The following is a 24,067-nucleotide window of genomic DNA, read 5'->3' on the forward strand; positions in this document are numbered from 1 at the left end:
ACATCCATTCATCTGACATTATGAAAAAGACCCTTGTTTTGGGGGCGAGCGATAACCCGAACCGTTACGCCTACCGCGCTGTCCATCAGCTGAAAAACCATGGCCACGAGGTAGTACCCGTAGGCATCCGGAAAGGCCAAGTGGCCGGCCTCGATATTCACACCGACCGGCCCCAGGCGGGCGACGTTGACACGGTAACGCTGTACGTTGGCCCTCAGAACCAGCCCGGCTGGTACGACTATATTCTCGACCTGAACCCTAAGCGCATCATCTTTAACCCCGGTACCGAGAACCCGGAACTGGAAGAGTTGGCCCAACAGCGGGGCATCCGTACCGAGGAAGCCTGCACGCTGGTGATGCTGTCTATTGGGCAGTACTAGAGCTTGCTATAACGTAAGGCCGGCGCCAGCCGGAGGCGGTTTAACGCCTTCGGCTGGCGCCGGCCTTTTTGCATCCGTTTTTTGCTATACTTGTTGGCGCTGAGTCTGCTACCGGCGCCTACCTTATCTACGCTAGGCCACCTACTATTAAGTACAAAACGTGCTACTATGAAACAGTTACTACCTCTTTGTGTGAGTTTATGGGCGCTGACCTCCTGCGAAAAGAAAACGGGCGAGGTACAGCCTACCCACAAGGTTACCGTCGATGTTCGGACTAAAAACTCGTCGAGCGACTACGAAGGCCGCGTACTGGTGCGCAAAGCAACAGCCCAGAGCCTTACCACCGTGTATTCCAAAAGTATCCAACGGGGTTCCGACTCCTTCATCCACAACGAGAAGCCCGTGCCCGCGGGCACCACGTATACGGCTGAAGTACAGTTTTACCCACTTACTGGCCGGGCGGGTGCTAGCCTTTCCGGCTCTATCCAGGCCACTATCAAAGTGGATGGAGCCGTTAAAAACACCGTCACTATTTCCAACGGCACACCTGCCAACAGTGCGGGCGTACGCTCAGCTACTATTTCTACTACACTTTAGCGGGAGCCACTTTTCGGTTTGGGTAGGCGAGTTTGCCGGAGTCAGTTCATGATATAAGAACTGACTCCGGCATTTTTTATACTGCTTGCTACCAGCTAAACAACATACTTTCAGAATCTTAAAAACCGAGTGCCATATAACACATTCATTCTGATCATTTTTTCACTTCTTCAGGCAACCCCACCCCCAACAGTTGCATCTAGCCCACCAAACGACTTGCTCCTGATCCAACCTTTACCCTTCCTTCCGTGACTGATGCTGACCTCATAGCCGCCTGCCGCGAAGGTAGCAGCCGGGCCCAAAAGCTGCTCTACGAGCGGTTTGCGGGCCTGATGCTGTCGGTGTGCATGCGCTACCTGCGGCGCCGCGAAGACGCTGAGGAAGCCCTGATTGTGGGCTTCACCAAAGTATTCCGGGCCCTAGGCCAGTACCGCCACGAAGGCTCGTTTGAAGGCTGGATTCGCCGGATTATGGTGAACGAAGCGCTAGGCCTCTTGCGCCGCAAGGAGCCCCTGCACATGGCCATCGACGATTTGACCTATGACGTGCCCGCTACGGCGGCCACGGCCGAAAGCCAGCTCAACGCCGACGATATGCTGGCCGTATTGGCCGAGTTGCCCGCCGGCTATCGTACCGTTTTCAACCTGTACGCCCTGGAGGGCTACACCCACCCCGAAATCGGCGAGCTGCTCGGTATTTCGGAAGGCACCAGCAAGTCGCAGCTCAGTAAGGCCCGGGCCATGCTCCAGCGCCGCCTCGCGGTAGCCGGCGCCCAAGCCCGGCCCTTCTCCACTTCCTCAACGAAAGAACTCTATGCAACCGGAAGATATTGATAAGCTGTTTCGGGACCGACTAGAGGGCCACGCCCCCACGCCGCCCGCCTACCTCTGGGACCAACTGGAGGCCGAAATTCAGCCCAAGCGCAAGCGCCCCGTCATGTGGCTAGCTGCCGCGGCCGTAGCACTGCTCACTTTGCTAGGCGGGGCTTGGTGGGTGCTGGTGCAGCAAGGCCCAGCCAGTGGACTAGGCACCGGCCCTGTGGCCTCAGCAACCAAGCAAAACCCAGAAAAAAAATCTTCACTCGCTCAGGCAACCCCCACTCCTGCTTCTCCATCTACCGCTACAGAAGCCCCGGACAACGCGACGCCGGTAGAGGTGGCCACCTCAGATGCTTCTCCGGCCCGGTCCGCGGGTGTACAACCGGACCTCGCCCCAGGAGCTCGCCCCGCCGCATTAGCCCGCGCTTCGGCCCCTCGTTCTGCTACTCGCCCCTCCTTAAAAGCTACGTCTGATGCCGCTGCTTCCCACCAGGCGCTGGCCGCCACCTCTCCCGCTTCCACTGCTCCGGAGCAGCGTGCGGGGGTAGCTCCCCAGCCCGAAACGACGGCCCCGGCACCCTCTATTGCCCTGGCAAGCACGTCGGCTAAATCCGCTCCCATCGGTCCGATTGAAGTAGAAGTCCGCCAAGCCCCGGCTACCACGGCTATGGCCCTAACCGATGCCTCCGAAACTGGCCACCGCCCCCGCCTTGGCGCCTTGCTGCAGCAGGCTCGCAATGCGGTGCGCGGCGACAAAGTAAGCCTGACGGAAGCCGGTTTGCCGGAAATGGTAACAGTGCAGGCCCGCGTGGGCAACCGCACGCTTACCAAAGTTATCCAACTGTAACGCCGCCTTTTTCTCCCTTACGTCATGAAACGTATATCCTCTCTCCTCGCCCTGTTGGCCTTAGTGCTTCTGCTGCCTGGCCGCCTGCACGCCTCTGCTAGGCCTGCCACTCACCCCGACGACACCATTATTGTGAAGCTGCCTAACCAGGCTACCATGACGCTGTTCGTGAAAAATAAAGCGCAGCTGCGTGAGATGCGCAACTACAAGCTCGACTCGCTGCTCGTCCTGCTCGATGGCTACATCACGCAGGCTGAGGCAGCTGGCAAGAACTCGAAGTCAGACCAGGTGACTATGGAGTTTTACCCCGCCAAAGACCAGCCCGGCAAAAAAGTGCCCGAGCAAATTCGCATCACCGTGCGCTCTGAGGATGGCAAGACCAGCTCCAAAACCATGACTCGTACCGATGTGGTGATGGGCCGCGTGTTTGGGGTGACGGTGTACGATAAGCAGGATGGCAAGGATGATGACCACGTTTCGGTGCGCATCAGCTCCACTCCCGACTCGGTGAAGCAGGCCCAGCGCAAGGCCAAGCAGGAGGAGCGCGCCAACCGCGCCGTGCACACCAACTTCAACGTTGACCTGGGTCTGAACACGCTGGTCAATAAATCAACCGCCCCCGGCGAAAACGAGCTTGACCTACGCCCCATTGGCTCCCGCTACCTAAGCCTAAACTACAATTACGATATTCGGGTGGGGAAGAAAGGCTCTCCCTTCCACCTCATCACGGGCCCGGAGCTTTCCTTCAACAACTTCATGCTCGATAAAAACTACCGCTTCGCCGACGACAACGACATCACGCGAGTAGTAGCCGATACCCGCAGCCTGGAAAAGAGCAAGCTCACCATGACCACGCTGAACCTGCCCCTGATGGCTTCGCTCCGCTTCCGTGGCAAAAACGACCGGGATGGGTTCCACATTGGCGCAGGTGGGTTTGCGGGCTACCGCCTCGGTTCCCACACTAAGCTTAAGTACGAGGAAGAAGGCCGCACCCGTAAAGACAAAGACCGGGGCAGCTACAACCTCTCTGATTTTCAGTACGGTTTGCAGGGCACCATCGGCATCCGCGGCCTAGATCTGTTCGTGAAGTACAACCTCAACGATACCTTCAAGAACAACCGCGGCCCCCAAGCCCAAACCCTGAGCTTCGGCATCTCGCTGCTAGACTAACCCGCTCTCCTCATTGCCTAAAACAAGAGGCCTAGCAATGCTGCTAGGCCTCTTGTTTTTAGCTAGTTGTCTAGTCTAATTTCCTATACTCAACTATTACTCATTCCGGTAGAAGTTATCCAGCAGAATAGCGGCCGATACGGCTACGTTCAGACTTTCGGCCTGGCCCCGGCCGGGGATGTGCAGGCGCTGGGTCAGGCAGGCTTCTACGTCTGGAGTGAGGCCATGCGACTCGCTGCCCATGATGAGTACGCCGGTGGGACGCAAGGTAAGCCGGTGCACATTTTCCCCGTGCAGGTCGGCGCCATAAATGGGTAGCTCGGGCGGCAGGCTCTGCAACCACCCGGGCAGCTCCCGCTGCCACACGGGCACCCGCGTAAAAGAGCCCATGGTGGCGGCCACCGTTTTTGGTGCCCATGGGTCAGCGCAGGTTTCGGAGCAGATTACCCCCGCTAGGCCATACCAGTCGGCGAGGCGGATGAGGGTGCCTACGTTGCCTGGGTCGCGCACCTGATCGAGGGCCAGCAGGAGGCTACCGGGCCTAGGCTGCAGGGGCCGCTCCTGGGGCAGGCGGGCAATGGCCAGGGCGGTAGTATTGTTGGCTAGCGTGCCGAGTTTCGTAAGTTCGTCTTCCGTGACAATGTCAACAGGCACGGCGGGCGGTAGCTGCGCCTGAATTTTCTCCGCAAAATCAGCCGTAACAATCACCCGTTCCGTTAGAAGTCCGGAACTTAGCAGCTCTTTTACGCTTTTGCCGCCTTCTACCAGGAAAGCGGCGTGCCGAAGTCGATACTTCTTCAGGTGCAGCGCGTGCACGTATTTCGCTACTGCTTTTGAAACCATATACGCTGTTTAACAAGGCCTCAACCAGAGGTCTTTTTTCGGGAAAGAAAACGCGGGCCGCCATGGGCAGCCTGCTGCTACTCAGTGGCCTAGCGGGCTGCTCACCGCTGCGGCTGCTCCAGCCGGGGCAGCGCCTGCTGAGCCGCGTAAAAATAGAGGGGGTAAAGAAAGCCGACCCCGAGCGGCTGCAGGCGCTAGCGCAGCAAAAGCCCAATAGCACGTTTCCGCTGCCAAAGCTAGCAATCTATCAGCTAGGCCGTAAGTTTTACAACCCGGAAAAGCTCCAGCGCAAGCTCGACGAAGACCGCACGCACTACGACCAGTTGATTCAGGCGGCCGGTACTGACTCGGTGGAAGTAGGTAAACTGCTCACCAAGCGGGAGCGGCACACCCGGCGCCACCAGCTGGCCCTCGACAAGGGCAATGCCATCATGCGCATTGGGGAGGCTCCCGTTATATACGACTCCTCCCTCACCCAGGCCAGCGCCGATCAGATGGCCACCTTCCTGAAATCGAAGGGTTTTTTCCGCAGCGGCGTGACGGCTACGGATACTGTGCCGACGCGGCTGTTTTCGCCCTTCAGGATCTTTACTTTCCGGAGTCCCTTCCACAGTGAGCCGCGCCGGGTTACGGTGGTGTACCGCGTTACGGAAAATCAGCCCTTTCACTACAGCCAACTCGACTACGATATTCAGGACACCGCCGTGGCTCGCCGGGTGTTGCTGAGTCTGCCCCAAAGCCTGCTGCACATTGGCGACCAATACGATGAAGAAGCTATTGGCGGCGAGCGGAACCGTATTGAAGATCTGCTTAAAAATCAGGGCTACTACGATTTTCGCCAGCAGTACATTACGCTGGAGGCCGATACCAGCTTTGCCCCCACCACCGTGCGCCTGCGGACCATCATCAGCAAACCGACCCGGGGGGAGCACCACCGGCTGTACACCGTTCGGCGGGTAAACTTCATTACAGATGCCGGCTTGGTGCGCTTTGGTCAGAACCGTGACACACTGATCCGTGACTCGGTCTACTACCTGGCCTACAAGCACAAATTCAGCACCCGTACTCTCGACCGTAAAGTGGCAGTGCGCCCCGGCGAACCTTTCAGTCAGACCAAAACTCAGCTTACGCAACGCCAACTAGCCAACCTGGATATGTTCCGGTTCAGTACGGTTACGTACCGGCGGCTCCGTGGTGATGACGCCCCCGCTGACTCTACCCGGGGCCTGCTGGATGCCACTATTAATGCCTCACCGGCCAAGAAATACCAGGAAACTTCTGAGTTTGGGGGTACCTACGTGGCAGAAAAGCTGGGCCCGTTTGGCAACGTTCGCCTGAAAGTCAGGAATGTATTCGGGGGCGCTGAGGTGCTGGAATTTGGCCTGCGTGCGGGATTTGAAGGGCAGCTGAACATTGCGGGGCAGACAAACGACGATCAGCAGAAAAGTCTGCTGACTACCCAGCTAGGCGCCAACGTTAACCTGGTGCTGCCGCAGTTTCTGATTCCGTGGCGCCCCAACCGCTACCTGAATCAGTATAACCCCCGCACGCGCTTCAACGCCAGCTATACCTACGTACAACGCCCGGCCCAGTACACCAGAACCAACGTGGAAGGCACGCTAGACTACATCTGGCAGCGCTCCACGTATCATCAGTACGTGCTCACCCCCTTCGACCTGAGCATTGTCCGGACGGCTGCCATTACGGACCCATATTTTGCCCTGCTGCAGCAGCTAGCCTTAACGCAGAACACGCCGGTACTGCGCAGCTTCGACAACCTGTTTGTGCCCAGCTTCAGTGCTACTTCGCTTTATAACTCCAACGACTTCAACGAAACCCGTGACGGCAAATACTTGCGCCTGTTTGCTGAGGTAGGTGGCCTAACCCGCAATCTATACCGAAAGCAGCCCGTGGTTCTCAGTCTGCGACCAGAGCGCAGTGACCGACTGAAAACGTACGATTTCGCCAAGTTCACAGCCGACTACCGCCGGTACCACAAACTCACCCCTCAAACGTTCTTCGTGTACCGGTTAGCGGGGGGCGCTGTCCGGTCACTGACTGCCACCAAAACAGTGCAGCGTGGGGAGGATGGAAAGATCATTCCTAACAGCCAAGCCAGCCAGTTTCTGGTGCCCTACGACAAGTACCTCTTCGCCGGGGGTAGCTCCAGCGTGCGGGCCTGGAAACCCCGCCGGTTGGGCACGGGCAGCTATACGCAGTATCAGCGAGACGAGAACGGCAATGAAACCAGTGAGCGGAACTACGACCTAGAGCAGCCCGGCGAGTTACTGCTCGAAGGCAACGTAGAGTACCGTTTCCCGATCTACAGCTTTATTAAGGGGGCTTTGTTCACAGATTTTGGCAACGTATGGTCATTGCAGAAAGACCCCGCTCGCCCAGGTGCGCAATTCCAGTTCGATAAATTTTATCGGCAGTTTGCGGTCGGGTCGGGTTTTGGTCTGCGCCTAGATTTTAGCTTCCTGATTCTGCGCCTCGACATTGCCACGAAGGTCTACGACCCCACGGCGCCAAGCGACAAATGGGCCATTCGGCGCTTTAGCCTCAGGGAGGACCAAACTGCCTTCAACCTAGGCATCGGTTATCCATTCTAAGTGACGGTTTGAGCGCACGTGGAGTGGCCTAGTCCCAGAATTAACTTAGTACTAACGCCTTAATATTAATCCATTTACACTCAAACAACCTAAAGCCCCAGTGGGGCGACACCGCACACTAGATGGTCGGTGTCGCCCCACTGGGGCTTTAGGTTGTTTGGGGGTTTGCGCCTACGGCCTAGAATGCATTGGGCTAGTGGGCTAGGCCAGATGCTCGCTGTATTAGCACTAATAGCTTAACAGCTCCTGCAGCGCGGCGGCTACTTTTTCAGCGCTCGGCAGCATTTGCTTTTCCAGCTCTACGTTGAGAGCAATGGCGGGCAAATTGGCGGCACCTAGGGTGAAAACTGGCGCATCGAGCTGGCGGAAACAGGTACGCTGGATACGCCCGGCCAAGCTCTCGGCAAAGGAGTTCATTAGGGGCTCCTCGGTCAGTACCAGGGCTTTGCCATGGCGGCGTACGGCAGCTTCCACCGCTTCATAATCGAGGGGGTTGAGAGTACGCAAATCCAGCACTTCTACCTGGCCTAGGAACCGCTTGCTGGCCGTTTTGGCCCAGTGCACTCCCATACCGTAGGTAATAACCACGCAGGTTTCACCGGAGCGTAACTTTTCCGGGTCGGCCTGCTGGGCCACAGCGGCTTTGCCCAACGGAATAACGTACCCAGGCTCTGGCTCCACGGTTTTGGCATCTTCGGTACCAGGCACTTTACTCCAGTACAAGCCTTTGTGCTCAAGCAGCACCACGGGGTTTGGGTCGAGGAAAGCGGCCCGCAGCAGGCCCTTCATATCGGCGGCATTGCTGGGGTACACCACCTTGATGCCCCGGATGGTGAGCAGCGTACTTTCTACTGAACCGGAGTGGTAAGGTCCGCCCCCACCATAAGCTCCCACCGGCACCCTAATCAGGCTTTGTACCGGAAATTTCCCATTGGAGAGGTAGCAGGACTTGCTCAGCTCTTCCACTAACTGATTTAGGCTAGGCCAGATGTAGTCGGCAAACTGAATTTCTACAATGGCCTTGGCACCCACTGCGCTCATGCCCGCGGTGCTGCCCACAATGTAGGCCTCCTGGATGGGAGTATTGAACACACGGGCGTCGCCGTATTTCTTGGCCAGCAGGGCTGCTTCGCGGAAAACTCCACCTAGCTCGCCGCCCACGTCTTGGCCGTAAAACAAGGCCTCCGGAAACTCCTGCAGAATTTCATCAACGGCGTGCAGGGCAGCATCCACCATCAGCACCTTATCAGCCCCTACGGGGCTTCTCTCGCCAGCCTCTTCTGTTACGGCAGGCGGCGCAAACTCATGCTCGGCGTAGGTGGCGGGGTCGGGTGCTGGGGCAGCCAAGGCCCGCTGGTAGTCGGCTTCTACGGTTGCGCGGGCCTCCTCTCCGAGTTCGGCCAGCAGTGCCTCGGAGTAGCCCAACTCCAACAGTTGCTGATGAAAGCGGGGCAGCGGATCGTTGAGAGTATGGGCAGCGAGGTTGTCGCCGCGGTACCACTCGCGGCGTACGCCGCTGGTGTGGTGGCCTAGCAGCGGACATTTGGCGTGTACCAGCACGGGGCCGCGGGTTCGGCGAGCGTAGTCGAAGGCTTCTTCCATCCCCGCATGACTCGCTAGAAAATCAGCCCCATCAAATTGCAGGCGGTGCAGCCCTTTAAAGCCAGCCGCAAACTCAAACGCATCCATGGCGCGCATCTCGCGCCCCGTAGCCGAGATGCCCCAATCGTTATCCTGCACCAAGTAAATAATGGGCAACTGGTGCAGCACGGCCATCTGCAGCGCTTCCGCTACCTCCCCCTCCGTCATGGCTCCGTCGCCGATGGAGCACAGCACCACGGGCTGTTCTTCGGCTTCGGGCAGTAGGTTTTGGCTTTCCAGATACTTGATGGCGTGGGCCATGCCCGTAGCGGGTATGGCCTGCATACCGGTGGCCGAGCTCTGGTGCGGAATAACGGGAAAACCTGCCCGCCGCAAGGAAGGATGGCTGTAGTATGTACGGCCGCCCGAGAACGGGTCGTCGCGCTTGGCCATGAGCTGCAGCATGAGTTCGTAGGGCGTCAGGCCGAAGCCCAGCAGCATGGCATCATCGCGGTAGTATGGTGCGGCGTAGTCGGTGGGCCGCAGATGAAACGCGGCCGCCAGCTGAATAGCCTCATGGCCCCGGGCCGTGGCGTGCACGTACTTGGCCGTTACGGCTTTATTTTCTTCGTATAAACGAGCTAGCTCCGCAGCAGTACGCATCAGGCGATAAGCACGTTGGAGCATTGCTCGGGTGGGGGTTGGGGTGGTAAACTCGGTTTCCAGCGTCGTCGGGGTGGAGTAGATTGACATGCAGGGGCGGTGGGTTATGCGGCGAAATTACGGGTTCGCAAGGGAATGCGAAGTTTGTGGGGCGTCTAAATAATTTAGGGCTCTAGGCCACCTCCCGTACGGGGTGCTGGCAGTTGACGCAGTGCCTGTAGGGCGGCCAGGGTTGATGGTGACTAGCAGCCCAAGAGGCTGTACATTTTAACAGAAGGAGCCCCAACCCTGTTCACTGCCTCGTACTTTCGCCGCATGCTTTCACCTGTATCCATTACTCTCGCCACTGAAGCAGATATTGCGGAAGTGGTAGCCCTAGTCAATAGCGCCTACCGGGGCGACACTTCCCGCCAGGGTTGGACCACCGAAGCCCACCTGCTTGACGGCCAGCGCACCGATGCTGAAGATATTCGCACCCTGCTTCAAGGTGCCGGCGGGGCCATTCTATTAGCTCGCAATGAGGCTGGGCAGCTAGTAGGCAGCGTGTACATGCAGGAGCAGCAGCCCGATTTGTACATGGGCATGCTGTCTGTATCGCCGCTGCTTCAAGGCACAGGCCTTGGCAAGCGCTTGATGGCCGCCGTGGCTGAGCACGCACGGCAAGTTGGCTGTAACAGCCTATTAATCTCGGTCATTTCGGTTCGCCACGAGCTACTCGCCTGGTATGAACGCCATGGCTTCCAGCGCACCGGCGAAACCGTCGCCTTCCCCACCGACACGCGCTTCGGAATACCTAAGCAGCCCTTAGAACTCCTGCTGCTGCGCAAGGCACTGTAGCCACTATTGGCACTCCTGAAAGATTACTGGGTCGGTTTTGGCAATAACAGTGCTCCTGCCGGGAGCGGTGTTGCGATGCAGGTAGAAGTAGCACGTAATTGGGCGCTTCAGCATGGCATTCTGCCGAAGGGCTGACATGGGATAGCTGAGCGTGAGCGTGTCTTGCTTGCACTTTACCGTGACCTCGCCTGCCCTGCCATCAGAGAACGTCATGCCTGGTCTGGTGCTTTGAAATTTGATGGATACCGCAAACCCATACTCAGACTGCTTCGTGTCGGCAATACGATAAGCCAGTTTAACCTTCAGCAACGACTTTGCTGAGAGAGTAGCGCAGGGCAGTTAATTAATTTTTAGCATCTTAATTGTGCTTTCCCCGATACCTTCAGTGGTTTTTAGCCCAGTAAAAGCACTTGCGCTAAGCATCACCAACCCGGCCGTTATCAGGTAATAATAGTTCTTCATAGAGGTATGGAAGCTAGATCAACTTGCAGTTAGCACCCCAAAGCGAGTAGTGCTGTGTAATGCTCGTTTGAATAATGGCGAGAAAGGTAGAAGATAAAAGTTGCTAAGCGGCCACTGCGGCGCTGCTAATAGTTCAGTTGACCTTGGCTAGGCCTGTACTGCAGCTAAATGTCCAAACCCCTACCTTTGCAGAACAAAAAACAGCGGCGGGCCTGATTTTTGTCAGTTGCCGGCAATGCTTCCCGGTGGAAGTTTGCCATGCACTTTTCCTCCGCTGCTATGCTACCCATGTCTGTTTCCGAACCTACCTTTTTTCCCACCGCCAGCGCGGCTCCCACCTTTCGCCATAGCGTAGAGGCCTGGATGCGCCAGTTTCAGGATTGGCTGTGCCAGCAGATTGAAGCGGCCGATGGCCTAGGCCAGTTCCAGGAGGACGCCTGGCAGCACCACAGTGGCGGCGGAGGCCGCAGCCGCGTTCTGACGAACGGCCACGTTATCGAAAAAGGTGGCGTTAACTTCTCAGCAGTGGAAGGGACCATGAGCGAGCAGGCCGCCCGCGTGCTGCTAATGCCCAACCCCCAGTACTTCGCCACCGGCGTTTCGGTAGTGCAGCACCCGCGCAGCCCCCGCGTGCCAATTTCGCACATGAACGTGCGCTACTTTGAAGCGGGCAACGGTGAAGCTTGGTTTGGAGGTGGCCTAGACCTGACTCCTATTTACGTGGATGAGGCGCAGGCACGCTGGTTTCATGAGCAGATTGCGGAAGTCTGCGCCCAGCACGACGCCATGTACTACACACGCTTCAAGGAGTGGGCCGACGAGTATTTCTTCCTGCCTCACCGCCAGGAAACCCGCGGGGTGGGTGGTATTTTCTTCGACCGCCTCACGGTAGGTAAAGACGGCGACCGAGATAGTCTGTTTGCATTTGTGCGGGCCGTGGGGGAAGTCTATGGCCGCACCTATACGCACTTAATGCGCCAGAACGCCACCCTTCCCTTCACCGAGCGCGAAAAGCAGTGGCAACTCGTCCGCCGCGGGCGCTATGCCGAGTTCAACCTCGCCATCGACCGGGGCACCCGCTTCGGCCTCGAAACCGGCGGCCGCACCGAAAGCATTCTGATGAGTCTGCCACCCCAAGCTGAGTGGCACTATAACCTCCAACCCGAGCCCGGCTCGCCCGAAGCCGCCACCCAGCAGTGGCTGCGCAAGGGCATTGACTGGGTGCCTGCCCCGTCTGTTCCCTCTTGATCGAATATCTGCAAGCTCTCGACCGTCACCTGCTGGTGGCGGCCAACACCCACCACACGCGCACCCTCGACGCCTGGATGATTTTCTTCTCCGAGCGCTTGGTATGGTTTCCGGCGTATTTCGTACTGATCGTAATGCTTGGCTACCTCTACCGGCGCCGGGCCTTCCTGCTGCTGCCATTGCTGGGCCTGAGTGTTGCCCTGGCAGATATCATTTCCAGCCGCTTCTTCAAGCCGTACTTTGCCCGTTTGCGCCCCTGCCACGATCCGCAGCTCTCCGCCGTGCTGAACTTGGCAAACGGGTGCGGCGGGCAGTTTGGCTTTATCTCCTCACATGCGGCCAATGCCTTTGCGCTGGCAGTATTTATTGCTCTGGTGCTACCCCATCGGTACCGCTTGGCTAAACTGCTGCTGTTTCTCTGGGCAGCTATTGTCAGCTATAGCCGCATGTACCTGGCCGCTCACTTCCCTTCCGATGTGCTGGCCGGAGCCATGCTCGGGAGCTTGCTAGCGTGGGGCTGCGCCGTGCTCTTTAGAAAGGGCGCAGAGTATTGGTGGCCTTCGGTAGTGGCCTAGCGGCACAGCATTTTCCACGGTAGCATTAAAACAGCAACGGCCCCGGGTTACCGGGGCCGTTGCTGTTTGGTAGGCAGGCTTACTATTTCTTTTTGCTGGAAGCAGCCGCGCGGCTGCCGGTATGGCCGTCGCCCCGGTCTCCTTGGCCGGGCTTACTGGTTACTTTGGAGTTCACCCGGTCGTCACCGGAGAGAGAGCGGTGTATGTCGACGGAACTGGTAAACTTCCCGTCTTTATCGCGGCGCACGTAGCGCTTATCGCCTGGGTTGGGTTCTATTAATTGGCGTTTAGACATAGCTCAGGTGCAGTTTGATGGATATTTCTGCTACGCAGCTTACTCCCAACGCGTTGCCCAGGCCTTTGCGCTTGTTACCGGCCTAACAGCTTTGCCACATACTTCCCCACAATATCAAACTCCAGATTTACTTGGTCGCCGGGCTGGAGGTCTTGGAACGTGGTGTGCTCATAGGTGTACGGAATAATAGCCACTGAAAACCCGTCATCGGTACTGTTAAAGCACGTCAGGCTGGTACCATTGATACAGATTGAGCCCTTTTCCACGGTTACGCGGCCGGGGCCAGCCTCGTGGCGGAACCGGTACAGCCAGGAGCCGTTCTGGTCTTCCACCGACTCACACACGGCCGTCAAATCCACGTGGCCCTGCACAATATGACCGTCAAAACGACCATTAGCGGCAAGGCACCGCTCTAAGTTTACGCGGCGTCCCAGCTGCCATGAGTTCAGGTTTGTCTTCTGGAGGGTTTCGTCAATGGCGGTTACTACGTGCGTATTGGCGTGCCCATCCACCGCCACCACGGTCAGGCACACCCCATCATGCGCTACGCTTTGGTCGATTTTTAGCTCTTGCGCAAACGTCGAGGCGACGGTGAAATGAATGTTGGTGCCCTCGCGGCGCACATCCTGGATGGTACCCAGGGTTTCTATGATTCCAGTGAACATATTCTCAGTGAGAGATGAAGTAGTACAATCAACAAGTACGGAGCCCATTTGGTAGCTCCGCGCCAGGAATATTCTTCCCGTACGGTGCCACGGCGCGTGAACACCTATTTGCCTCGGCCTTCTATGATGATTTTGAGGGTGTAGAGCAGCACCCGGAAGTCCATGGACAGGCTCATATTCTCGATGTAGAGGATATCAAACTTGAGCCGCTCCACCATTTGGGCTACCGTTTCAGCATAGCCGTATTTCACCTGGCCTAGACTGGTAAGTCCGGGCCGCACCCGATGCAAGTGGCGGTAATGAGGCGCCACGCGCATAATCTGGTCGATGAAGAACTGGCGCTCGGGGCGCGGGCCCACGATGCTCATGTCGCCCTTTATGACGTTCCAGAACTGGGGCAGCTCATCAAGGCGCACTTTGCGCATAAACTTTCCCCATGGGGTGATGCGAGGATCATGGTCGGAGCTGAGCGCGGGCCCCATTTTCTCGGCATCCACGTACATCGACCGAAACTTATAGATGCGAAACGGGTGGCCATACCGCCCGATACGTTCCTGCGAGTAAAAAACAGGCCCCGGCGAAGAGAGCTTCACCATAATGGCCGTAACCAGGTACACCGGCCAGGCCAGCAGCAGAAATAGCATGGAGGCCATTACATCTACCGCCCGCTTCGAGACCTGCTGCCAAACGGGCAACAAATCCTGCTTGATTTCAATCAGGGGCGTGCCGAACACGTGGGTTACTTTCACCGAGCCCAGCAGCATCTGGTAGAGGTCGGGCAGGATGCTCACGCGCGAGGGAGTGCCTTCCAGCAGGGCCAGAATTTCTTCGGTAAGACGATGTTCCGCGGGCTCAATGGCAATAATAACCTGCTCGATGTGCATGGCCCGTATGAGGGCCGGCAGGCGCCGGTAGGTGCCCCGGGCCGGAAGCTCAGCGGCCAACCCCGGGTCTACGGTTTCGCTGGTGGGCACAAATCCCACGATCTTCAGCCCCAGGTGCCGACCCGTGCGCCGCAGTTCGTAGTAGGTATCGCGGGCCAGGGCATTGGAGCCAACCAGCAGCGTGCTAAAGCTAATTACCCCACCCCGCACCAGGCGCTGCACGCTCGTTACGGCCCAGGTACGCAGCACCGCCGTCACGGAAAAATGAATCAGGAAGTACGCCGGAAATGTGAGGTAGTAGGCCTGGTAGTTTCGCACCCCTTCATCGTCGAGCAGCAGGGCGAAGAAAATAACTACGGCCCCTAGAAAGGATACCCGGCCCAGTCGGATGATTTCGGCCAGGCGTGACTTGCGAAAAATATCGCGGTACTCGCCAATGAGCGCGTAGAGAGTGGTCCAGAACGTGGCAATCATCAGGGCCGAGCCCGTCAGAAAGAAAAGTGCGCCCTCGGTGAAGTGATACGTTTCCGTAATTTCCTGAAGCAGGTACTTACGCACTAAGAAAAAGCAGACCCACGCCAATAAAGCGGCCAGAAAATCGGCAGCTATCAGCTTCAGTTTTTGGAAGGTGCGGATCAAGAGGGAACTGGCTGACTGGTTAGGAGGTGAGGAAGGGCGGTTTTATGGTCACGAAGCCGTAGTTTCGTGCTTTATTTCGGCTTTACAAGCTCTTTCGGGCCTGTTTTATAGCCGAGCAAAGGTAGGGATTAGCCGCATTTCACAGAAAGGTCTGGTTTGCGGGAGGCTCCTACCGCCTTCCTTACGCTCATGCACACTGACAGCTACCGGCACCGTGGCCTGCGCCGCACCCTCGTGGAAGAGCTACGCCGCAAAGGCATCCGCGATGAGCGCGTGCTGGCGGCCATTGGCACCGTACCGCGGCACCTGTTTTTCGACCCGGCCTTTCAGGCCCATGCCTACCAAGATAAGGCCTTTCCGATTGGTGAGGGCCAAACCATATCCCAGCCCTACACGGTGGCCTACCAAACCGAGTTGCTGCGCCTTCGGCCCCACGACCGGGTGCTGGAAATTGGTACCGGCTCGGGTTATCAGTGCTGCGTATTGTTGGAGCTGACCCCGCAGGTGTTTAGTATTGAGTACCAGCCCGTATTGTTTGAGCGTACCCGCAAGCGGCTGGCTGCCTTGCACCGCGCCGCGCATTTATTCTGCGGCGACGGTTCACTAGGCCTCCCCCAGTACGCGCCCTTTGATAAGATACTGGTGACGGCAGGCTCCCCCACTATTCCGCGGCCCTTGCTACGCCAGCTGCGGGTGGGGGGCGCCTTGGTAATTCCCGTTGGCGATGCTCACACCCAGCGCATGATGCGCGTGGTGCGGGAAAGTGAGGAAGAATTTTCGAGGGAGGTTTTCGAGGAGTTCCGCTTTGTGCCGCTGCTAGGCCAGGCCGGCTGGAACGAATAACCTCTTAGCCAGCAGGGGTTTTCACTCAAAGGCCTATATTGTCTGCATTAGTTAGACTTTATAGTATCAGCTTGTGAAATTACCTCTCCTCCTACTGGCTCTTCTGAGCGGTTCAACCTCCCTCACGCAGGCGCAAACCAAGACTGTCTGCCAGGTTGAGGGCAATATAAAGGGCTTAGGCAACCAAGCTGTTGTGGTTTTCTATGATTGGAAAGGCCAGCAGCGCCGCGATACGGTGCACGCCCACAATGACCAATTCAGCTACACTGCCCGCCCCAGCGATGATGGGCAGTTCAACCTCAAGATCATTCCGAGTCGTTTTACTCCCGTTTGGTTCGAGGCCGGACAGGTGACGGTAGCCGGCAACATAGCTGAGCCATCTGAGCTCACCGTTACGGGGACTCCCGAAAACACGCTTAGCACGCAGTACAACCAGCAGATAGAGTGGAAATTTGAACACCGTGCCAAGGGCAACCCCGATTCTATAGCGACTCTTGGCAAGCTGCTAGGCCAGGCAACCCGAGCATTTATAACCGCGCACCCCAAGGCGCGTACCAGCGCCGACCTGCTGTATCAGCAGGCAAAGTTTCACCACGACAGGCCCGTGGGTGAGTATGAGAAATTATTCCGGAATCTTTCCCCCCGCTGTGCAGGCCAGTGCACAAGGCCAAGCCGTGGCGCGTCGCCTGGCGGTGTTGCGCAAGCAGCCGCAGGTAGGCCACCCGCTCCCACTTTTCAGCATGCCCGATACCGCCGGTGTGGCTGTTTCGCTGGCTCGTTTTCGGGGGCAGTACGTGTTGCTTGATTTCTGGGGCCACTGGTGCGGCCCTTGCATCAGCTCCATGCCTCACCTTAAGCAGTTGCAAACCCAGTATGCCCAGCGCCTGGCCATTGTGGGTATTGGCATGGAAGCAGCGCAGGACAAGCCGCTCTGGTTGAAAGCTATTCGCAAACACCAACTTACTTGGACCCAGCTCTCAGAGCTGAAGGCTGATAAAGGGGTAATTGAACAGTTAAATGTAGAGCAGTTTCCCACCTATATGCTGCTTGACAAAGAAGGCAACCTCTTGGTAATGACCTCGTCTATTGGTCCGGTTGAGGAAAAGCTGAAAAGTCTGTTGGCCCGCCCGTAGTGCAACGACTGGTAGCATACTGCATGCTGGGCGGCGCGGTGCTATCTTTGCGCCTCTATTGCCACTCTTACCCTGCCGCCAGATGCGCAAACAAAAGCCCGTTCAAGAATCCTTCGTAAGCATGACCGAGCTAGTGCTGCCGAACGATACCAATACGCTCAATAACCTAATGGGCGGCCGCATGATGCACCTCATGGACATTGCCGCCGCTGTATCGGCGCAACGTCACAGCAACCGCATTGTGGTTACGGCTTCCGTTGATAACGTATCCTTTCGGGAAGGCATCCGCTTGGGCAGCGTGGTAACACTAGAAGCAAAAGTAACCCGCGCCTTCAGCTCCTCCATGGAAGTACACATTGACGTGTGGGCAGAGGACATTCCGAGCGGCACGAAAGTGAAATCCAACGAAGCATTCTTCACCTTTGTCGCGGTTGATCAGTCCGGCCGGCCCATTGACGTACCAGACGCCCTCCCCGAAACGCCCGTCGAGCAGGAGTTATACGATGGGGCGCTGCGCCGCCGTCAGCTCCGCTTAGTGCTGGCTGGCCGCCTCAAACCATCCGAAGCTACTGAGCTTAAGGCGCTGTTTGATTTAGCTTAACTGGCCTAGAGGCGTAGGCCACTCCTATTGCTTACTTCTCTTATCTGCCGTTCAGCCCCGCGCCCTCACTATGAATCCTGCCGCTGACCTTGCCTTTTTTCAGAACCTCTACGATGGGGTTTCACTGTACGTGGTGCCTGAGCCTGCCCCAGCAGGAGTACCCACCGAAGTAACTCCTGCGGCTCAGGCAGACAGCCCAAGCGCTGTAGCTCCTGCTCCGGTGCCGGCACCAGCACCCATGGTGAGTACTCCACCGGTAGCGGTGCCTGCCCCCGTGGTTAGGCCAGCTGCCCCACCCGTTCCCGTAAGCCCACCACCCGTGGCGGCTACCAAGCTTCCCTCTCTTGCCTCGCTGCGGGCGCAGCCTACCCCACCACCGCCCGCAGCCCCGGTTAGCCCCACGCGCGAGCCCGTGGTACCTACGCTGGCCCAGCTGCCAGCCGCTGCCGACGCTCCGGCCGGACGCGTGCAGCCCACGCCTACCCAGTCGCCGGTAGCGCATATTCCGTTCTCTACGCTAGGTAGCAATCCTAACGGCCTGATTATTCTGGTACGCCTGCCCGAGGCGGAGTTCCGGAAGCTGCCGCGCAATGTATTTCTCAACAACATCCTCAAGGCCATTCGCCTCATTGTGGAAGATGTAGTGCTGGTAAATGTAGAGCATCCCAGCTACCCGGTGGCCCTGTGCAGCCTGCGGCAAACACTTGGGGCGCGGCAGTTCTTAGCGTTTGGTAAAAACCTGCTCGATGTGGCCGTGTACACGACCCAACCCTACGAGCCCGTGCTGTTGTTTGGCGATACTGCCTTCCTGGGAGCCGGCGAAATCAGCATGCTGGAGTATGATGCCGGCCGCAAAAAACAGCTCTGGCACGCCATGCAACGGATGTTCTTGTAGGTGCATCGTCCATAAAAAAGCCCGGCACCTTGCGTAAGGTGCCGGGCTTTTTTTATCAGTTATACCTACGCTAGGCCACTATTTGAGTACCGTCGCCAGCTTAGCAGCTAGAGCATCGCCGCGCAGGTTTTTGCCAATAATGCGGCCCTGGGGGTCAAGCAGGAAGGAAGCCGGAATAGATTTAATACCATACGTCTGGCCCGCTGCGCTTTCCCACCCTTTTAGGTCAGACACGTGGGTCCAGGCTAGGCCGTCGGCTTGAATGGCTTTGAGCCACTTGTCACGGTCCTGGTCGAAGCTGACGCTGTAGATTTCAAAGCCTTTGTCTTTGAACTTGTTGTACGCCTTCACCACGTTGGGATTTTCCTGGCGGCACGGGCGGCACCATGAGGCCCAGAAGTCAATCAGCACGTATTTGCCGCGCAGGCTGCTTAGGTTAACAGGCTTGCCATCAGGGGCGGTAAGGTTGATTTCAGGAGCCTGTACCCCAAGCGCCGTTGCCCGCAGGGGTTCCAGTCGGGCTACTAAGCTCTTCGTGTAACGCGAGTTAGGTTGCGCAGCCTTAAGTTGGGTGGCTACTGAATCGGCTAGTGTGAAGTTCTCCTCTGGGTTTAGAATGCTCGTCACCACAAAAGCCGACACAATGGACCGCGGATTCTGCCGTACCAGCTGCTGCACCGGCCGCTGGCTTTTGCTGGCCAACTGCTCCGCCTGCGTTTGTATCACCAGCATCGAGTCGGTGCGGCCGGCCTGCGCGGCTCGGTTGTAGCGCTCTTCTAAACGCGGCATGGCCTGCTGCATCTGCTGCTGCCCAGTCTGCAGGGCTTGGTTGATGCGCTGCCACAGTTCCGAGTCGGGAGAGCCTTTTACGGTATACGTTTCGCCAAGCTTCTGCGCATCGCCTGTCAGCTGCACGCGGGTGTTCGAGCTCAATGCAAGCAGGACTTGGTTTTTGTCGTTGGTCTTTACCTGGTAGATGCCAGCCTCCGGCACTGTTCCGGAGAACGTAAATTTGCCGTCTTCCGCTACTGTAGCGGTATCACGGGATACAAACTGCGTGTCGCCTAGTTCTGCCAGATAGATCTTGGAGCCCGCCGAGGCATTCTGTAGCTGGCCATTGATTTGGTAGCTCCCGGCCGCCGAGTCGGCCGCGCCCGTGGTAGGAGTGGTGTTTTTGTTGCAGGCGTTGACCATGCCTAGCAGGGCGCCCATAAACAGGAAACTCTTCATTTTGTGCATCTTCGGAGGTGCGCGCCAGCTTCGGGCTAGCGTACCGTTTGGCTATAGACAAGCATTGAGGTGGCAAGTTGCCAATTTCCCTGCGCATTCTCGGGAAACGAACCAGATTCTGTACTTGCCAGACAGCCTTATCCCCTCCTATACACCTAAGCTGGCTGCTTCAGTTCCTGCTCCTTGTTTGCGCAATCAGTCCAGCGGAATGTACTCCGAAATCTTCTGCCCCAGGGCCCGCCCGCGCAGGTTGTAGGCCAGTACGCGGCCTTCGGGGTCTAAGAGCATTGAGTACGGAATAGAATGAACCCCATATGCCCTGGCGCCCGCGCTCTGCCAGCCACGCAGGTCCGAAACGTGGTGCCACGTTAGCTCATCCGCCGCAATGGCCTGGTGCCATCGGGCCAGGTTTACGTCCAGCGACACGCTGTAAATTTCAAGTCCGCGGCTATGAAACTGCCCGTAGATTTTACGCAGGTTTGGGCTCTCGACCCGACACGGCCCGCACCAAGAAGCCCAGAAATCGACGAGCACATACTTGCCGCGCAGGCTACTCAGGGCCAGCTTACTGCCATTGGGCTGGGGCAGGTTGATATCGGGCGCTTCCGAGGCACGGGGTGCTACTTTGGCTGCCGGAGCAGTAGTGCTCCCTGGCCGCTGACAGCTTACACTGCTTACCAAAACACATATACCGATAAGGATGTGACGCTTCATAGGGGTAGTAAATTCAACTGGATAAGTAGGCTTGCCCTTAAATAAACGAAAAACCACCGGCTGCTGGGCCGGTGGTTTTTAGCAGAGGTAACAAAGCTTATGCGTCGAGTTTCTGACGCAGCAATTGGTTGGCCAGCTTAGGGTCGGCCTTGCCGCCGGTCAGCTTCATCAGCTCGCCCATAAACATGCCGGTCAATGACTTTTTGCCGGCGCGGTACTCAGCTACTTTCGCCGGGTTGGCGTCGAGCACTTGCTGAATCTTAGCCTCCAGTTCCCCCGCATCTGACTGCTGCAGCAAGCCTTGCGCCTCGGCGGCCGCGGCGGCCGTTTGCGCGGGGTTTTCCAGCAGGTACGGGAACAGCTGCTTGCTGGCTACTGAGTGGCCTACCTTGTTCTCGTCAATAAGCCCAATGATGTCGGCCAGGTGCTGAGGCGTGAGAGGGAATTGGTCGAGGGTAAGGGCACGCTCATTGAGGTACGCCTTTACAGGGCCCGTCACCCAGTTGGCCGCCGCTTTGGCGTTCGTAGTCAAGCGGGTCAGTTCATCGAAGTACAGCGCCACTTCCTTGTCGGCGGTCAGCACGTTGGCATCATAGTCAGACAGGCCTAGCTCGCCGGTGAAGCGGGCGTAGAGCTGCTGAGGCAGAGCCGGCAACTCAGCCTGCACGCGGTGCAGCCACTCATCGTCGATTACTACTGGGGGCAGGTCGGGCTCCGGGAAGTACCGGTAATCGTTCATGGTTTCCTTGCTGCGCTGCCCGCTGGTGGTACCAGATTGCGCATCAAAGCCCCGGGTCTCGCTGTCGATTACCTCGCCGGCCTCGGCCATAGCAATCTGCCGCTCAATCTCGTACTCAATGGCGCGCTGCACGTTGCGGAAGGAATTCATGTTCTTCACCTCCACCTTGGTACCAAACTTATCGGCGCCTTTCAGCATCACCGAGATGTTGGCGTCGCAGCGAAGCGAGCCTTCCTCCATGTTACCGTCGCAGATATCGAGGTACTGCACCAGTTTCTTGATTTCGCTCAGATACGCGTAGGCCTCTTCGGCGTTCCGGATATCGGGCTCCGATACAATCTCAATCAGGGGTACGCCGGCGCGGTTCAGGTCTACCAGGGTCTCTACCTCTCCTGCCAAGTGCATCGACTTGCCCGCATCTTCCTCCATGTGGATGCGGGTGATACCGATTTTCTTCGTAGAGCCATCCGAGAGACGAATCTCTACGTGGCCGTTCGTGCAGATGGGAGTCTTGTCCTGAGTGATTTGATACCCCTTAGGAAGGTCGGGGTAGAAGTAGTTTTTGCGTGCGAATAGGTTGTCGCGACGAATCTGGCAGTTGGTGGCCAAGCCCATTTTCATGGCATACTCCACGGCCGTGTAGTTTACACGCGGGAGGGTGCCGGGGTGGCCTAGCGTGATAACGCTGAGGTTGTTATTGGGAAGCGCGCCGTATTCGTTCTCATCAGAAGAGTACATCTTGCTGCGCGTGAGCAGCTGAGCGTGTACTTCGAGGCCAATTACGGGCTGGTATTTCGACTTAATGCTTTCGTCCATGAATCGCAGATTTTCGCTGATTTTACAGCTGATTGCGCTGATTTTGGGTGCTAAGGTACTCGATGCCGACGTTTCTATTTACTTTTTACTCCGCAACGAATCATCCTGCTACCACCCAACAAGCCTTTTGCTTAAAAATTGGCCTACCAAAAGCCGCTGCCCAAGCAACAACTCTCGGTAGGCCACTCGCCCGCAGGCATACTGCTTTTAGTCGTTGAAAACCGGAATATAGCTCGATTGGAAGTTGTTGCCGGCTTGATTGTAGCTGGCTACCAGCCTCTGGCTTTGCGAGTTGTAAGAATTGATAAAGCCGTTGAATTTGTCGGCCTCTACTTTGGTGAGGCGGTCTTTGTGCTCCATCAGCGCTTTCATTTGCGCGGCCTGGTTGGTGGCAAAAGCCCCGTAGAACTTCACCAGGTTGCGGGCCGCATCCCGGTATTGAGCGTCTTTTCCGCGGAAGGGCGCAATGGCCGTCAGTTCCTTGGTGGCCGTCTGGGCGTCTTGCACCAACTGCTGGCGAGCTACCTCAAATGCTGCTGCATCCTGGGCATTTAGGGCATCGGTGAGGCGGGCATTAGCTTTTTCAATTCGAAACTGCGCCAGGTACACCTTGTGCTGGTAGCTATTTACTTCCGACACCTGGCGCATATAATTGGCCAGGCGCTTGCCTTCCGGGTCTTCCGAGATGGTCATCTTATGACGCTGGGCAAACCGCTTTTGCGCCGCGTCCACTGAGTCATTGACCACCTGCATTTTGGCTTCGGCAATTTCCTGAAGCTTGAAGTACTGCTCCATGTTCTCGACGGTGGCCGTTCGGGTAGCTGCCATCATATCCACGGCCTTGTAGTCCTCCGAATACACTTTTAGCAGTTGATACAACGCTTCCGTAGTCTGCTCCTTGAAGCCTTTATCATCCTGGAAAGCCGGCATTTTAGCCACTTTGTTCAGCGACAATTCTGTTTGCTTGATTAGGTCCTGGCGCTTGGCGTCGATCTTCTTTTCGTTATCAGAATGGGCCGATTTACTGATGTAACGCAGGTTTTTCTTAAGCATGGCCCGCTGCTCAGCCACAATAAAGTTGTTGTAGGCGCCCGGGTCCGTAAAGGTTTGTGCCTGGGTGGTGTAGGCTAGGCCAGTCAGTAAACTAGCCGTAATCAGAAGGGTAGAAATGCGCATAAATTGTTTGATATGAAGGTGAATGGTAAAGGCTGAATTATCGAATTGCGAACGTAACAGGCAGGCCAAACATAACGTCGGTGGCGTCGCCGTCCAGACGCCCCGGCGTCCAACCTTGTAGGCTGTTAACTACGCGCAGTGCCTCCGCATCCAGCTGCGGATGAACACCTTGCCTTACACAGGCCTGCTGTACGCGACCCTGCGCATCTACCAGGAAGTTCACTACCACTTTGCCCGTCACATGTTGCCGAATAAGCGGCCGGGGATAGTTCGTGCGCTTTTGAATATCCGTCAGTAGCGGTAGTAAGCCACCCGGATACTCCGGGAATAGCAGCAGTTCGGGGGCCGATTGCGGCGTGCCATTGGGCGCGAAGCCAGCTGATTGAATAAGCTTGCCGTGCAGATACTGGCGGCGGGTTTTTACAGTTCCACTGGGGTAGTAGGTGATCTGCTCCCCTTCTAACTCATCGGCCTGATACTTTTCCTGAATGTGCACCTGCCCGTTTTCATACCATCGGGTATGCTCACCATTAAGTGTGCCTTTTCGTAAGTCGGAAACGGCGGTCTGTTCGTACACTTGCCCCGACGGGTAATACTTCTTTACAACCGCGCCAACCGTATTGGCGGCTCGCACTGTATCGGCCCGAAATAGAAATCCAGGCCCAAAGCCTAGCGTGTTTTTGTTAGGCTGCTGCCGGTAAAAGTCGTTAAGCGTCTGACCCGGTTGCTGAGCCTGAGCAGATATTGTAAGCCCTAGTAGCAGACCTACAGTTAGTAGAAAGGTAGAAATGCGCATAGAATCTG

The 24,067-nt window shown here is 57.2% G+C and carries 25 protein-coding genes; 14 read left to right on the forward strand and 11 right to left on the reverse strand.

The genetic code is table 11. The features are described 5' to 3' along the window. Window positions 1–20 precede the first annotated feature (20 nt). From EU556_RS21785 to EU556_RS21805, 5 genes are all read left to right on the forward strand, one after another. Window positions 21–380, forward strand: a complete 360-nt coding sequence (locus tag EU556_RS21785) for a CoA-binding protein (RefSeq protein WP_135436283.1) — start codon at window positions 21–23, stop codon at window positions 378–380. A gap of 168 nt (window positions 381–548) precedes the next feature. Further along, entirely contained in the window at window positions 549–977 is a 429-nt protein-coding gene (locus EU556_RS21790; protein ID WP_135436284.1) for a hypothetical protein, read from the forward strand. 248 nt (window positions 978–1,225) lie between these two features. After that, window positions 1,226–1,810 carry an RNA polymerase sigma factor gene (locus EU556_RS21795; protein ID WP_135436285.1) on the forward strand — a complete coding sequence of 195 codons (585 nt, stop codon included), beginning with the start codon at window positions 1,226–1,228 and terminating at the stop codon, window positions 1,808–1,810. Next, entirely contained in the window at window positions 1,791–2,642 is an 852-nt protein-coding gene (locus EU556_RS21800; RefSeq protein ID WP_135436286.1) for a hypothetical protein, read from the forward strand. Before EU556_RS21795 ends, EU556_RS21800 begins: the two co-directional genes overlap by 20 nt. A gap of 24 nt (window positions 2,643–2,666) precedes the next feature. Beyond that, window positions 2,667–3,812 carry a porin family protein gene (locus tag EU556_RS21805; protein WP_135436287.1) on the forward strand — a complete coding sequence of 382 codons (1,146 nt, stop codon included), beginning with the start codon at window positions 2,667–2,669 and terminating at the stop codon, window positions 3,810–3,812. 96 nt (window positions 3,813–3,908) lie between these two features. Here EU556_RS21805 and EU556_RS21810 read toward each other — a convergent pair whose 3' ends face one another. Then, on the reverse strand, window positions 3,909–4,655 hold the full coding sequence (locus EU556_RS21810) for an RNA methyltransferase (protein ID WP_135436288.1): 747 nt from the start codon (window positions 4,653–4,655) through the stop codon (window positions 3,909–3,911). Between EU556_RS21810 and tamL the strand changes: the two genes are divergently transcribed. After that, on the forward strand, window positions 4,646–7,267 hold the full coding sequence (gene tamL, locus EU556_RS21815; protein ID WP_210116347.1) for a translocation and assembly module lipoprotein TamL: 2,622 nt from the start codon (window positions 4,646–4,648) through the stop codon (window positions 7,265–7,267). The two genes, EU556_RS21810 and tamL, sit on opposite strands and share 10 nt — an antisense overlap. A 228-nt stretch (window positions 7,268–7,495) precedes the next feature. Here the strand turns inward: tamL and EU556_RS21820 are convergent, their stop codons facing one another. Further along, window positions 7,496–9,601, reverse strand: a complete 2,106-nt coding sequence (locus tag EU556_RS21820) for an alpha-ketoacid dehydrogenase subunit alpha/beta (RefSeq protein WP_135436290.1) — start codon at window positions 9,599–9,601, stop codon at window positions 7,496–7,498. A 225-nt stretch (window positions 9,602–9,826) separates the two neighbouring features. On the opposite strand from EU556_RS21820, the gene EU556_RS21825 reads away from it, so the two are divergent. Then, window positions 9,827–10,348: a GNAT family N-acetyltransferase gene (locus EU556_RS21825; protein WP_135436291.1), complete on the forward strand. Its 522-nt coding sequence runs from the start codon at window positions 9,827–9,829 to the stop codon at window positions 10,346–10,348. A gap of 3 nt (window positions 10,349–10,351) precedes the next feature. Here EU556_RS21825 and EU556_RS21830 read toward each other — a convergent pair whose 3' ends face one another. Then, entirely contained in the window at window positions 10,352–10,561 is a 210-nt protein-coding gene (locus EU556_RS21830) for a hypothetical protein (protein WP_135436292.1), read from the reverse strand. Between the two features lie 537 nt (window positions 10,562–11,098). On the opposite strand from EU556_RS21830, the gene hemF reads away from it, so the two are divergent. Beyond that, window positions 11,099–12,058, forward strand: coding sequence for an oxygen-dependent coproporphyrinogen oxidase (hemF, locus tag EU556_RS21835; RefSeq protein WP_135436293.1), 960 nt, complete (start codon window positions 11,099–11,101; stop codon window positions 12,056–12,058). Further along, the gene (locus EU556_RS21840; RefSeq protein ID WP_135436294.1) at window positions 12,055–12,633 is read left to right on the forward strand and encodes a phosphatase PAP2 family protein; all 579 of its coding nucleotides are present in this window, start codon (window positions 12,055–12,057) and stop codon (window positions 12,631–12,633) included. The genes hemF and EU556_RS21840 overlap by 4 nt, the downstream gene beginning before the upstream one ends. Before the next feature lie 82 nt (window positions 12,634–12,715). Here EU556_RS21840 and EU556_RS21845 read toward each other — a convergent pair whose 3' ends face one another. The 3 genes from EU556_RS21845 to EU556_RS21855 form a co-directional block, all read right to left on the reverse strand. Beyond that, window positions 12,716–12,928: a hypothetical protein gene (locus EU556_RS21845; RefSeq protein WP_135436295.1), complete on the reverse strand. Its 213-nt coding sequence runs from the start codon at window positions 12,926–12,928 to the stop codon at window positions 12,716–12,718. Window positions 12,929–13,002: 74 nt separating this feature from the next. Beyond that, window positions 13,003–13,593 carry a riboflavin synthase gene (locus EU556_RS21850; protein WP_135436296.1) on the reverse strand — a complete coding sequence of 197 codons (591 nt, stop codon included), beginning with the start codon at window positions 13,591–13,593 and terminating at the stop codon, window positions 13,003–13,005. Window positions 13,594–13,697: 104 nt separating this feature from the next. Then, a complete protein-coding gene (locus EU556_RS21855; protein WP_245327825.1) occupies window positions 13,698–15,116 on the reverse strand; it encodes a sugar transferase in 1,419 nt (472 codons plus the stop codon). 189 nt (window positions 15,117–15,305) lie between these two features. Between EU556_RS21855 and EU556_RS21860 the strand changes: the two genes are divergently transcribed. The 5 genes from EU556_RS21860 to EU556_RS21880 all read left to right on the forward strand — a co-directional run bounded on the left by EU556_RS21860 (window position 15,306) and on the right by EU556_RS21880 (window position 18,588). Further along, window positions 15,306–15,959, forward strand: coding sequence for a protein-L-isoaspartate(D-aspartate) O-methyltransferase (locus EU556_RS21860; RefSeq protein WP_135436297.1), 654 nt, complete (start codon window positions 15,306–15,308; stop codon window positions 15,957–15,959). Between the two features lie 73 nt (window positions 15,960–16,032). Continuing rightward, window positions 16,033–16,764 (forward strand): DUF4369 domain-containing protein, encoded by a 732-nt coding sequence (locus EU556_RS21865; protein ID WP_135436298.1) that lies wholly within the window; start codon window positions 16,033–16,035, stop codon window positions 16,762–16,764. Next, entirely contained in the window at window positions 16,700–17,092 is a 393-nt protein-coding gene (locus EU556_RS21870; protein WP_167855679.1) for a TlpA family protein disulfide reductase, read from the forward strand. The genes EU556_RS21865 and EU556_RS21870 overlap by 65 nt, the downstream gene beginning before the upstream one ends. An 82-nt stretch (window positions 17,093–17,174) precedes the next feature. Further along, a complete protein-coding gene (locus tag EU556_RS21875) occupies window positions 17,175–17,693 on the forward strand; it encodes an acyl-CoA thioesterase (protein ID WP_135436300.1) in 519 nt (172 codons plus the stop codon). 70 nt (window positions 17,694–17,763) lie between these two features. Then, window positions 17,764–18,588: a hypothetical protein gene (locus tag EU556_RS21880; protein WP_135436301.1), complete on the forward strand. Its 825-nt coding sequence runs from the start codon at window positions 17,764–17,766 to the stop codon at window positions 18,586–18,588. Window positions 18,589–18,666: 78 nt separating this feature from the next. Here the strand turns inward: EU556_RS21880 and EU556_RS21885 are convergent, their stop codons facing one another. The 5 genes from EU556_RS21885 to EU556_RS21905 form a co-directional block, all read right to left on the reverse strand. Beyond that, window positions 18,667–19,818 carry a TlpA disulfide reductase family protein gene (locus EU556_RS21885; RefSeq protein WP_167855680.1) on the reverse strand — a complete coding sequence of 384 codons (1,152 nt, stop codon included), beginning with the start codon at window positions 19,816–19,818 and terminating at the stop codon, window positions 18,667–18,669. A gap of 195 nt (window positions 19,819–20,013) precedes the next feature. Further along, entirely contained in the window at window positions 20,014–20,532 is a 519-nt protein-coding gene (locus EU556_RS21890; RefSeq protein WP_135436303.1) for a peroxiredoxin family protein, read from the reverse strand. Between the two features lie 97 nt (window positions 20,533–20,629). Further along, complete coding sequence (gene gatB, locus EU556_RS21895; RefSeq protein ID WP_135436304.1) at window positions 20,630–22,087, reverse strand: Asp-tRNA(Asn)/Glu-tRNA(Gln) amidotransferase subunit GatB; 1,458 nt, start codon at window positions 22,085–22,087, stop codon at window positions 20,630–20,632. A gap of 207 nt (window positions 22,088–22,294) precedes the next feature. Beyond that, the gene (locus tag EU556_RS21900) at window positions 22,295–23,263 is read right to left on the reverse strand and encodes an LIC11966 family surface protein (RefSeq protein WP_135436305.1); all 969 of its coding nucleotides are present in this window, start codon (window positions 23,261–23,263) and stop codon (window positions 22,295–22,297) included. Window positions 23,264–23,300: 37 nt separating this feature from the next. After that, complete coding sequence (locus EU556_RS21905) at window positions 23,301–24,059, reverse strand: energy transducer TonB (RefSeq protein ID WP_135436306.1); 759 nt, start codon at window positions 24,057–24,059, stop codon at window positions 23,301–23,303. Between the last annotated feature and the right edge of the window lie 8 nt (window positions 24,060–24,067).

It is taken from the genome of Hymenobacter fodinae (assembly GCF_004745825.1).
Lineage (GTDB): Bacteria > Bacteroidota > Bacteroidia > Cytophagales > Hymenobacteraceae > Hymenobacter > Hymenobacter fodinae.